The 12,368-nt window shown below is 59.3% G+C and carries 8 protein-coding genes; 1 reads left to right on the forward strand and 7 read right to left on the reverse strand.

Translation table 11 applies throughout. The features are described 5' to 3' along the window. Positions 1-2 precede the first annotated feature (2 nt). From NLM25_RS21450 to NLM25_RS21480, 7 genes are all read right to left on the reverse strand, one after another. Complete coding sequence (locus NLM25_RS21450) at positions 3-1,601, reverse strand: hypothetical protein (RefSeq protein ID WP_254138283.1); 1,599 nt, start codon at positions 1,599-1,601, stop codon at positions 3-5. 159 nt (positions 1,602-1,760) lie between these two features. Beyond that, a complete protein-coding gene (locus NLM25_RS21455; protein WP_254138284.1) occupies positions 1,761-1,979 on the reverse strand; it encodes a hypothetical protein in 219 nt (72 codons plus the stop codon). Next, on the reverse strand, positions 1,976-3,025 hold the full coding sequence (locus tag NLM25_RS21460; protein ID WP_254138285.1) for a hypothetical protein: 1,050 nt from the start codon (positions 3,023-3,025) through the stop codon (positions 1,976-1,978). Before NLM25_RS21460 ends, NLM25_RS21455 begins: the two co-directional genes overlap by 4 nt. After that, the gene (locus tag NLM25_RS21465; protein ID WP_254138286.1) at positions 3,022-4,527 is read right to left on the reverse strand and encodes a DUF4331 family protein; all 1,506 of its coding nucleotides are present in this window, start codon (positions 4,525-4,527) and stop codon (positions 3,022-3,024) included. The genes NLM25_RS21460 and NLM25_RS21465 overlap by 4 nt, the downstream gene beginning before the upstream one ends. An 81-nt stretch (positions 4,528-4,608) precedes the next feature. After that, on the reverse strand, positions 4,609-6,270 hold the full coding sequence (locus NLM25_RS21470) for a di-heme-cytochrome C peroxidase (RefSeq protein WP_254138287.1): 1,662 nt from the start codon (positions 6,268-6,270) through the stop codon (positions 4,609-4,611). Positions 6,271-6,855: 585 nt separating this feature from the next. After that, positions 6,856-9,216: a sulfatase-like hydrolase/transferase gene (locus NLM25_RS21475; RefSeq protein WP_254138288.1), complete on the reverse strand. Its 2,361-nt coding sequence runs from the start codon at positions 9,214-9,216 to the stop codon at positions 6,856-6,858. A 141-nt stretch (positions 9,217-9,357) separates the two neighbouring features. Further along, complete coding sequence (locus NLM25_RS21480; RefSeq protein ID WP_254138289.1) at positions 9,358-10,881, reverse strand: DUF1254 domain-containing protein; 1,524 nt, start codon at positions 10,879-10,881, stop codon at positions 9,358-9,360. 485 nt (positions 10,882-11,366) lie between these two features. Here NLM25_RS21480 and NLM25_RS21485 point away from each other — a divergent pair, with 485 nt between their 5' ends. Next, positions 11,367-12,284 carry an NADP-dependent oxidoreductase gene (locus NLM25_RS21485; protein WP_254138290.1) on the forward strand — a complete coding sequence of 306 codons (918 nt, stop codon included), beginning with the start codon at positions 11,367-11,369 and terminating at the stop codon, positions 12,282-12,284. Positions 12,285-12,368: the final 84 nt, after the last annotated feature.

Here is a 12,368-nt window from a genome sequence, read left to right on the forward strand (position 1 = left end):
CATCATTGTCGTGAAGTACCCACGGTGTCATTCCGCAATTGAGCTTTGGCTTCGCGGATTTCCTGCCGCTCCGTATCGGCGTTCCTCGCGAGCTCCATTAGCTTGCTATAATACTCGGTTGACCTCTGGCGGTCGCCGGCGCGGTCGGCAGCGCGTGCGGCGCCCAAGAAGGCGCGGAAGCGATTGGGAGTTTGCTTGAGTGCGGTCTCATACTCGTTCAGTGCGGCTATGGGCTGTCCCACCTCCAGGAGCAATTCAGCCAGCTGTTCGCGCAACGGAAAGAGGCGATTCTCCATAGCCACGTGTTTGAGACTGCCGTCTTCGCTGTCGGCAGCTGCCCGCATCAACTTGAGGGCCCGATCGTGGTCACCTTCCTTCAGTGCGACCCATGAGGAAACGGCAAGCATTTGCTCTTCGGTGCGCTCGGCCCAGTAGGATTGATCAGCCCCCTGCAGCGTCGTGCGCAACACTTTCATCTCCTCGATCTCTTTATTGGCGCCGGCGATATCGCCGACACGTGCCATGCCGAGACCGCGCGTGAAGCGGATCAACGAATCCGCCATAGGATATTTGGTCGGTGTCATCGGCAGAGCGGCAGCACCCGCCCAGTCGGCACGCTCCAAGACATAGCGCGCCGGCATGGCGGCCTTGGCAGTGAAATTGACGAAGTTGATCGGTCGGTCGCCGCGATCGGCTGTGGCCAGCGACTTCTTGATCATCGCGTCGGCTTTGGCGTCTTGAGCGAGCTGCAGATGCGCATACACCGTGAAGTCCGATGCGTGATAGTAGTCGGGCTGGATCTCAAGGGCCAAGGCGTTTGAGGCGATGGATTCCTCCCAGAGCCCGACCATGGAATAGATGTGAGACGGCATGTGCCGCGCGTGCGGCACCGCTGGAGCGATGCCGGCGTAGCGACGGGCTGACGCAATACCCTTTTCGGCAAGTGGAGCAAAATCGTAGGCGTGAATGAGGTAATGCGTCACACCCGGATGTTGCGGGTTCTGTTCGAACAGGCTTTCCAGGAGTGCCGCGGATTTCAGCTGGTTGGCGTATGTCAGGTCGTTCTTCTGCGCGGAAGCCTGTAGGGTGAGCGCGTAGTACGCCTTGGCCTCGTAGTCGTCAGGATAGGTTTGCACCATCCGCTCCATCGCAGCATTGTAGGCCGCCAGACGGGCATCAACGGGCGCCCGGTTGTAGTCGCGGAAATAGGCGCTCAGCGCCTCGATCCAGTCCCGCTCACGCAGAGTCTTCGGTCCGACCGCCCGCGCTTTTTCCAGAGCGTCCCAGGCGGCCTGAGCATCCGCATTTGTCGGCGTCGTTGCGAGTGTATTGCCAAGGAGGTCCATCGCCACGCCCCAATATGCCATGGCACAGGCGGGGTCTTGTTGCAGTATTGCTTCGAATTTCCTGCGAGCGATCAGGAACCAATATGAATGCAGCATGGCGACGCCGCGGTCGAACTCGGCTTGTACAGCGGGATCGCAGGAGGTGGGGAATGTCACCTTGCCGAGCTGCTGGTCTTGCTGACCAATTGCACCGCTTGTGAGGGCTGCACTTAGCAGGCCGGTCGCAAACAATACTCTTATCGAGTGAGTGCTCATCTGAGTCTCCTCTCCAGGATGCACGCGGTGCCGGAGGCGTGTTGCTGAATTGGTGAGCTCCGCCGGAGCTTACTCCATGCGCCACCTCCTTAATAGGACAGCGAAATTTCCGTTATTGGTCCGTGGCGACCTCAGCTCAGAGCCCCGCGACGACACATACTAGCGCCATGCGGTTCGCCACGATGGACTGATCGTGATCCATACCGCATTCGCATCATCGCCACCGTTACTCCAGCCGACGATCTTCAGGACGACGTCGTTTGCTTCCAAAATGCGCAGGTCTTGATGCTCCCGGCGCTGTGGCACCGCGTTGGCCAGGGCCGTCGGTGCAATCAGGGCACCGGAACCCAGGAGGAAGATTCTGCGAGTGATCATCATGAGGCGGCCTCCGCGGCAAGCTCGATCGCTTGCAACTGTGCGAGCGCACGACATGTCGGACGATTCGCGACATTCACGTGGGCAAGCTCAAGCGCGCGCGACATATCGCTGCCGCTCCCCGCATAGAACTCCGCGCCGTGGTCCGCAAAGGCAAGGAGATGGCGTAAGAGCAGCGCTTCGAACCCGGAGCGGGCGGCCCGCATGTGCGCCTCGGATTCTTCAGTCCTGCCCTGAGCGGCCAGCACATCGGCAAGGCGCCAATTTACCTCCGGATCGCCGACCGCAACCACTCGCCGGAGCAGCTCTTCTGCGTCGTTCAGGCTGTCTTCCGACAAACAAATCTCGGCCAGATGTATCAGCGCTTTTGTGTACATCGGCAGGATTGCGATGGCCCGTCGATACCATGCGCCGGCAAGAGCTGCGTCAGGCTTCGGGACTAGTTCGCCCCAAAGCACGCCGAGTTGAAAGCAAATCCTGGCGATAGGGAACGGCGAGACGTCGCGATATGATTGCAGGGCCTGTTTGTAAGCATGATCGGCCGCATCGAAGTTGCGCAGATCAGCCAGCAACGATCCAAGCGCGACCAAATCCTCTATGCCGCCAGTTTCGGTCGCAATCCGGCGGCGTGCATCGAGCACGCTGTCGAGACCATTTCCGCACGCCTGATCGATAGACAATCGAAGGCGATTCACCTCCGCTGCCGGCGCTCGGCCAATTTCGGCTTCAGCAAGGTAACGCCTCGCATCGGAAAAGCGATGTGCCATTGACGATACCTGCGCCTGGATCAACCTCGTTTGTGCCGATGCAGGTTTGGCTTGGTCGAGTTGGATGGCTAATTGCGCCGCTCGGTCCAGTGCTGATAAGTTGCCGACAAACTGCAACGTCAATTGCTCGTGTTCGAGGACTGTCCCCGCAATCCCGTCGCGCGCGGGATCAGCAAAGAACTTGTTCCAGGATCGGCTTCGCGCGCTTTCCAGATTTATTGTCGCGATCTCGCCGTCGGTGGTCGGCGGTATGACGCAATCAAGTCTCGTAAGGTGCCTCACTTCGCGGCTCCAAAGCGCTGCTTCAGGCTCTCCAATCCTGTTTTGAAAAGCGTGGAGATGATCGTTTTGACGACGAGATCGCCCTGACCATTGCCGAGATACTGCGCCCGCCACTCGACGGTGCTTCCTGCGCCGTTGGGCTTGACCTGAAATGTGCCAGTGTAATTCGACGCCGGTATGCCAGCGATGTTTGTGTAGCGATACGATCTCGCGGAGTTGTCGAGGTCATCAAGGCGCTCGATGATCGCCTGACGGTCTACGGTTTCGATAATTCGCAGTTCTCCAACACCCGTGCCGATCAGCTTGATTTGAGCGACCAAGGGATGCCAGGCGCCGCCGAATTGTCCGACCAATTCCCAAACCCTGTCTGGCGACGCATCGAGATTGATGCTGTCGGACACTTGTTGCAGGTCCAGATTCGGTGTGGCGAAATACGGGAAGGTTTTCGTCCCGGGCTTGGTGGCCTTTGTCGCGCCGCCGCGAAGTGGCTCCCGATCGTGGTTCACTATCCATGTAAGCAAGATGTCGATGACATTGGCATCGACCGTTCGTCCACCACCAGTTTGATAGGTCTTGCCGTCAAGGGTACTTTTTTCGATCTCCATGTGACTAGTATCGTTGATCGGCTTGGCAACATCGAACAGTAGAAAGTCATCGAGAAACATGTTGGCGTTTGCCGCTAGTGCTGCAGGTGTCCAATCCTGCTTACCGTCGTGCATATCGTAGGCCGCCAAGCTGTCCTTCAAGCGCTGGAGGAATAACGAACGAAACCGATCTGCAATCGCAAAAGGTGTTTGCTGGTTCCATAGGTCGCGGAGATCATCGGCATTTTTGAGAAACGCACAATTGAGACGGACGTTGGTCTGTTCGGGGCGCCCAACCCAGTCGAGGCGTGAAGGCTCGTGCCCAACCAAGGCGTTTTGTCTGGCCAGCGGTACCGTTTCGGCAATGACACCAAACAAGGAGCCTCTGTCTGGCTCCAGAACCCGCCGAGTGTCGAACTCGATCACGATGCAGAGCACATTGTCGTTTTGCAGGAGGTTTTGAAACGGCTTCATGGCCGCTACGATCCATGCGAGGATGAACGGATCGGAACGCAGGCCGGCAAAGACGCGGAAGGTACCATCGGGAGTGGAGGCGCCCTTTTCGTCATTGACAACGACACGAAGCGTCTGGCCGTCGGGAAACGTACAGGTGCCGCGCTGGATGGGTTTCTGGCCCGCCGCGCCACGTTCCAGAGAATCGAAACGGACACCGAAACGGATTTCTGGATCGGAGGTCACGAATTTCGTAGTGTCGCCCAAGCCATTTAGTTTTGCACGCCGAACTACGATCGAGTGGGTGATTGCGTTCGAGAACATTGCGTCGCGACCACAGGTTGGAAAGACATTCGCAGCCAGTACCGTGCGCGATGGGTTCTCCGGGCTAGTAAAGGCAAACAGATCGGTCAAGTCCGCCGACGGGTCGCCGATTTGTCTCGGCCCATCGATGTGATCGGACATCGCCAGACTCCATTCATATCGGGCTTAACTGCGCCAACCTGAACGTGACCGGTTCGCCAATCACGCCCGTGGCGGGGTTTGTCACGGCTTCTGCGGCTGGCTCGTTTCCGGCGGACCGCCGTATGGCGTGATGCGGCCCGGCTCTTCCGGAATTGACTTGAGATATTCGACAAGCGCCCACCGCTGATCGTCGCTCAGTAAGGGACCGACAACACCGTTGCCGCGCGGCCCATCCTGAAACGAGTGACCCGCGTTCGTGTTTCCGAGCAAGCTTGTATCCAAGACGAACGTGTTGGGCCCACAGGTCGTGTCGAACCCCACTTTGATCGGATCGAACTCGCGGGTGATGCAGAACTTTTTCGAACGCTCGCCGGCCGGCACCAGCATCTCGTAAAGGTTGGGTACTGATCCGTTGTGGAGGAATGGCGGAGTAGCCCATACGCCGTCACGCGGCGCCGCCTTCCAGACCTGATCGGGTATTGGGGGCTGTGGCAGTTCTCGATAACCATTCAGCTCCACCAGCTCGGCAGGGGACGGGTTCAGTTTTGCGACGGCCTTCTCCTCGACCGCGATCCGTATTGTTCGTGCGAGGTCATACATGGGAACAACATACTTCCCGCGAAACTGCGGCGGCAAAGAATTGCTGAATTGACCAGTGACTGCGAATGGCCGGATGGCCTCGGACTGCGCGCGATCGGTGCCCATATAGGACTGCGGAACAAGGCCGACGAGAACGAAACGCTTGCCGTATTTGTTCGGCTCGGACCAGCGATACGGCCATGCATTGTGGCAACTCGCGCAGTGCTCCATAAACAGTGCCTTGCCGGTCTTGGCCTTTTCGCGGTCAATCTTTCCAAACACGTCCTCCGGCCAGCTTGGCGGCGCCAGTCGTTCCAACTGTTTTTCAACGCGTTGAAGCTCTGGAATGGCCGCATTAGAATCGTACAGCCCTTCGGCGGGAGTTTTGGCGTGCAGGTTGATGGGCATAAAGACGCCCATCGTCTCGCCCAGGTTTCGGTCCAGCGGGCTTTGAATATACGCCGCCCACTGTGTCCACAATCCCTGCGGAGAGTTCCACAGGAACGGCGGCTTAACAGGCGCGATAGCCGTTGACGTGTTCTCGGGGATGCCAGGCAGAATGGCGGTCAGCCTGTTGTTGATCAGGCTGCGGGCATCAATTCGCGCCGGCCCCCAGTGCGAGGGACTTGCAGAGCTTATTGTCGCATATTGGTGTATCGCCGAGGCCTGACGTTCGAAGCGCTCGCGCAACTTGGCCTTAGCTTCCGGCCCTGCCACTCCAAGCCGCGTCGCGAGCCGATCGAATTTCGCTGCATCAGTCAAAGTCTCGCCTATCGCTGCGTCGAGCGCCTGAATATAGGCTTGTATATCAAACGTATTTCCAGCCCCGCCGTCGATGCGAACGCGTTTGCCCTTGTAGTTCAGTTGCGTTTCGTGGCAGGCCGCGCACGTCGGGCCTGCATAGTCGCCTGCCGGCCAGTCCCCGATCGCAGTCGCGAGAGTCGTCTTGCTCATACCGATCGGTAGACCGTCCGGATTAATCCAGTTGGGTGCTCCGGGAATCAGGCCGTAGCGGACGCTGTTGGCGTCCGACCGGAACAGCTCTTGGTCGTTGGCAATTTCCAGATTCAAAAAGATGTCATAAGAGAGGATGGCCGAACCCTGCGAGAAGTTATAGTACCACTCGCGATCGTTCTGCGACCAACCCTGGTTGAGATAGATCACCGAGTGATTTGAGGGTGTTTGCGCCTTAGCTGACGTGGGAAGTGAAATGTTTGCTGCACACGACAACAACGCCGCTGCTGCAGCAACGATAGGCCTAGCTGGATCGCGACTGCTTCGGGACATGGATTGTTCTCCGAGCTGACCGTGGAACGCAAAAATTTAGTCTCAGGGAGTCATAAAAGTGACGGATGTGCCGTGGCTCTACTGCTGGTTTCGGGAGGCTAAAAGCGCGGCGCCTGCAAAACCAAGAACTTAGTGCAGTCCGGCGGCCAGTGTAACTGCGGCACACATTGACCACCCAATTCGGGCCATCGTCATAGTGTTCTCCTGAGTGAGACTTTCCGGAAATCCAAATCCGCTCCCCGATCTCTCGACCAGAAGTTCACTGCCGCCCAAGTTGATCGGCACGTGATCTATTGGTTATTGATCTAGATCAAATGCATTCAGGCTCGCCCATGAACGTCACTCTGCAGTTCGGGCCCAGATCGATGTGGGTTCGCTGGCAGGTTGGCGAGTCGCATCCGCTGCGCCTTCGAACAACGCAAAAGCAAAACATCCTGCGAGGTCTGCCTCGGTGCGCGCCGCCTATTTCTCCATTGCGATTGTGACGCTATGGATTTTTCCGTTGAATGAGAACGGCGACTTGTAGTCGGGGCTCACGGCCGAGATGTTATCGGCGCCGACATCGAACCCTTCACCGCTGTAGCCGACAGGAACCGTCCTCTCGACACGAACGGTTGCCGTCTGCCTCCCGTTAACGAGGAGTTTTGCGACTGCGGGCTTTCCATAGCCCTTCTCCTCGGGAGTGAACTCCACGCGCACCGTGCTCTTGCCCTCCGGCAAGGGTCCGGGAGATTCCGCGCGGTATCCGGCAATACTGAAGAAGTTGTAGTAAAAAATCGGCCGCCCGTTCCGAACGAAAAGCGACCATCCGGACGTCTTTCCGCCCATGGCCGCAATCACGCCCTCGGCAGAGCCGGAACTGCGTTCAACTTCCGCGGTGATCGAAAACCCCTGATGCGTATTGATCGCGGCGCTCTCCTGGATGTAGCCGACGCCGGGGCCATAGGTGAAACTCGTGAGACCGGTGAGCGCGTTGGGCCGATTCGACAGGTCGAAGCGACCGGCCATGCGATCATCCAGAGGAAAGACGTTGTACTTGCGTGCCTCCTCGTCGAACGCAGCCTGAAGCTCCTTCAGCTTCTCGGGGGATTGCGCTGCAACGCTATCGGCTTGGGTGAAGTCCTTGGTGAGATCGTAAAGCTCCCACACGTCGCTCTCGAAACCGGTGGCCTGGCCTGCGGTCATCCAGGGGATGCCGTGCCGCGTCGCGGCCAACCAACCGTCTTTGTAGATCGCCCGGTTTCCCATCATCTCGAAATACTGGGTCGTGCGGACCTCGGGCGCGCCCGGAGAATCGAAGGTAGACAGGAAGGTGACGCCTTCTATCGGTTTCTGCTGCACCCCATTGACGACCTGTGGCTGCGGGACGCCGACTGCCTGCAAGATGGTAGGAACGACGTCGATGCAGTGAAGGAATTGAGAACGCAGCCCACCCTTGTCGCGGATGCGCTTCGGCCAACTGATCACCATCGGGTTGCGTGTTCCGCCGAAGTGCGACGCCACCTGCTTGGTCCACTGGAACGGAGTATCTGCGGCAATCGCCCAGCCAACCGGGATATTCGGCTCGGTCTCCGGGCCGCCGATGTCGTCATACTTGGCCAACAGGCCAGGCAAGCCGAGCTGGATGCCGTTCAGGCCCGCAATGCCGTTGACGGTGCCCTCCAAACCGCCTTCGGCAGAGGCGCCATTGTCGCCGACGATGTAAATGATCAGCGTATTGTCGAGCTGGCCTTTCGCAGCAACGGCGCCGATCACGCGTCCGATCTGGGCGTCGGTATATTCGAGGTAGGCCGAGTAGTTCTCCATCATCCGCGCATAGACTTTCTTCGCGTCTTGCGAGAGGCCTTCCCATGCGGGAACTTCCTTCGGAAGTGGCGGGAGCTTGGCGTCAGCCGGGACGACGCCAAGCCGTTTCTGCCGTGCGAATGTCTCCTCGCGATAATTGTCCCAGCCCGCGTCGAACTTGCCTTTGTATTTGTCGCGATACTCCTTTGGCGCCTGGTGAGGTTCATGCACCCCGGGGGTTGCTAGATAGATGAACCACGGCTTCTTGGGATCGGTCGCACCGACATTGTTGATCCAGGCGATCGTCTCGTCAGCCATGTCCTCGCTGAAGCTGTAACCTTGCTCGGGCGTGCGCGGCGGGTTGAGAGGAGTCGTATTGCGGTAGAGCACTGGATAGTATTGATCGGTCTCACCAGCCATGAAGCCGTAGAAAGTATCACAACCCCAGGTGCTGCCGGTGGGCCACCGCTCGAACGGTCCGGCGGCGCTGACTTCCGTCGCGGGCGTGTTGTGCCACTTGCCGAAGCAGCCGGTTGCATAGCCATTGAGGCGCAGGATTTCGGGAACGCCTACGGCGCTGTTGGGCACGATGCCGGTATAGCCCGGATAACCCGTGGCCATTTCCATGATCACGCCGGTCCCGACCGAGTGATGATTGCGGCCGGTCAGGAGGGCGGCGCGGGTAGGCGAGCAGAGTGCGGTCGTGTGGAAGCGGTTGTATCGTAACCCATCGCGAGCCAACTGCTCCAGCACCGGCGTAGCGGCGCCTCCGCCGAATGTAGACGCGTGTCCGAAGCCCGTATCGTCGGTGAGGATGAGGAGAACGTTGGGCGCTCCTTCCGGGGCCACGAGAGGCTTGGGAAAATCCGGCCTCGATTGCTGCCACGTCTGTCCAATCTGTCCTGCAAACGGCGTTGCCGTACGGGGCAAGACGGTTCTCGAATCATCGACAGTCGCGCCGGGCCTGGATTGCCCGTGCGCCGATGCCGACAGCGTCATCATCAGGGCGGTGGCCGCAAGAAGATTAAGACGGATCATCCGAACCTCCATGAGTCGTCCTTCGAGCCACTACGCCGGGGGTCGCCTTCGTGCTCACACCTTGGCCCTTACCGGCAGCCGGCAACGGCACGTCGATCAGTCGGCCCAGGCAAGATGTCCGCTTTGGGCCAGAAGCAGACTCTATTCGACCAGCTCAATGTCGCCCGGCTTCCAAGTCTTGTCGAACCACGGTTCTAGCGGGCCATAGAGACGCAGGAGGATGTTCCAGCCCTTGCCCGGCCAAGTCTGGACCCAGTTTCCCTCTTGTCCAGCGGGCGCCTTGGGACCGAACCAAACCGTGTAGGAACCGTCCGCGTTAGCCTTCAGAGATTTGCTATTGCTATCGAGACCTGCAGTTTTCTGGTCGGTCTCCAGCATCGACCGGGTCTGATTATCGTAGACGACAAAAGACCAGAAGTTATTGATGGGGATTGGATTCGGTAGCGTCACCTTATAGGTCTTGCTGCCATCGAAGTAGCGACCCTTTGAGTCGCGAAATGCGCCGGCATAGGCCGAGCCGCTGCCGGGCTTGGCATCTGCCATCGCAGGTGTGATGCCGGTGGCGTAGTAGAAGAACAACGTCCGCGCATCTAGCATTCGTTCGGCACCGTCCAGGAATTGATAGCTGCCGCCGATGAAGCCATTCGTCCATTGACGGTCGGGATAAACTTTCGACCGTGGGTCACGTGATGCCCAATCGATCGCCCGCGCTGTCGCGTTGCCCACCGCAACCGCATCAGTAAGGATAGCCCGCATCCGGGCATCAGGCGCAAACGGCTTGCCCTTCTTGATTCCGATTGCAGCAAAGAGCCCGACCGTCTCCGGTTCGACAAAATCGGCAGGCTCGTTCTGTATCACGGCATCGAGTTCTTCATAGAAATGGAAGGTGTTTGCGCCGATCGTGTTGAACTGCAGCCCCGACGTATTGAGGAACGTTGAAGCGGGCGGGTTCGCCGCCGCGGACAGCGGATACAGGCGCGCATTCGCCTTAACACTGCGAACTGCGGCTGGGATGTCACCATTCTCCACGAATGCGCGGAAAAAGATGAGGTTGAGATTGGTGCGAGACTTGGCGACGAAGTAGCCGTCGGACGAGACGCTGCCGCCGTAGCCCGGAGGAACGAATAGGTACTTACCGCCCTTGCCTTGGTCAGGTCCGGTAAGACCGATGTCCGTCACCCAGCGAAAATAGGCATCATCCACCGGCCCCAGCACCTTGGGTGGCACCTGCACGACCATCGGTCCGTCTTTTAGATCAATGCAGGTGAAAACGTAGACAACAGTCGAGTTCGGGGTCAGAAATAAGGAACGTGCATCCATCAGGTCTTCAGTGATCCCGAAGTCATGATTTCTCTTTACGCCCGCCTTATCGATCCCCTCGCACACCGCGTAGACTGAGTCGGCCGGAATTCCCTGGAGGAACGCCTCGATGCCGCGCCCGAAGTCGAGTTGGTCATAGACCTTCTGCACGGTTTCCGGATCAGGCGCACCATCCTTGAACCTCAGGGTGCCGATCCTGGTCTGCACCGTATCCGGTGTCGTGATTTCCGGTGGAACATTGGCGGAGTACTTCGGGGGGGCGCTTTGCGCAAAAGCCGCTCCAGCGAAAAGCATCCCGCAAAATGTCATCACGGAGATGGTCGGCTTCTGGATCATGGGTTTCATGAGGACATTCCGTTTGTCGGCAACTTCGATGCAGAGAAAGGGGACATCCGGCAGAGAAAATAGAAGCGACGCGCTGCCCTTATTGATTTAGGTCAACGCAGGTCAGCTGCGGGGCACTTCCAGACATCGCAGAAGCAACCGCTAAGATCGGCTTTGGCCGACAGCGGACATGAAGCCTAGCGGCCTTTGCAATCCAAAATTCTCCGTCTCAATGCGCTCTCGGATCGCCGGAACAATCTGCGGAGCCCGTTCGGCACGATCAAGTTGGGTGGGGGAAGCGATCGCGCTTGGTACAGTCGTAATTGGCGATCTTGGTACTGTTTTATGCCAGGCGCGAACGCATCTACTCGCTGATGCCAGCGACCGGGGCAATCCCGATCCATCGGGCTTGGTGGAGCCCCGTCGATGCAGACAGCGCGGATCGCGCGCCCGCGCTCTCTGCGCATTTCCACCAAAGAGACAAATGAACCGAGGAGACAATTCCCATGAAGGCGATCGTTGTAACGGACCAGGCCGCGGGAACGGCCGGGATGAAGTTGGTGGACCGGCCCGTGCCGCAGGCCGCGATAAACGACGTTGTGGTTCAGGTTCACGCGTCGGGATTTATCCCGACTGAGCTGACGTGGCCTTCGACCTGGACCGATCGCCTCGATCGTGATCGAACACCGTCGATCCCGGGGCACGATCTGGCCGGAGTGGTCACCGCTCTCGGATATGGCACGACGGGGCTCTCCGTGGGACAGCGCGTGTTCGGCCTCGCGGACTGGTATCGCGACGGCACGCTGGCCGAATACGTGGCGATCGAGGCACGCAACCTCGCGCCGCTGCCGGGCGACGTCGACTTCACGGTGGGGGCGAGCCTGCCGATTTCGGGCCTGACCGCATGGCAAGGGCTGTTCCAGCACGGCCGCCTTCAGGCGGGGCAGCGCGTCCTGGCGCACGGCGCGGCCGGCGCAGTCGGGTCGATGGTGACGCAACTCGCGCGAGAGGTCGGCGCCTATGTCATCGGCACGGGACGCGCCGCCGACCGTCAAACGGTGCTCGATTTCGGCGCGAAGGAGTTCGTCGACCTCGACAAAGACGCGCTGAAAGATGTCGGCAAAGTCGATCTGGTGTTCGATGTCATCGGCGGGGAGATCCAGAAGCGGTCCGCAGAACTTATTCGAGCCGGAGGAACACTGGTGACCATCGTCGGGCCGGCCGAGGCGAGGCCCTCGGACGGCCGGGCGGTCGACTTCGTCGTCGAATCCGATCGTGCCCAACTGAGTGAGATCGCCCAGCGGGTGCGGGACGGACGACTGCGGACGAACATCGGCAACGTCTCGACCCTCGATGAGGCCGTCGCCGCCTTAAATCCGACCGGGCGACGCAAGGGGAATACGATCATCCGCGTTCGTCCGTGAGCGACGCAAGCATTGATGCACGCGGTCGGCCGGCGCGGTCAGCCGGACGCTGAGATGTCCGAAACGGGTCCAAAAGCCGGTGCC

This window comes from Bradyrhizobium sp. CCGB01 (genome assembly GCF_024199795.1).
Lineage (GTDB): Bacteria > Pseudomonadota > Alphaproteobacteria > Rhizobiales > Xanthobacteraceae > Bradyrhizobium.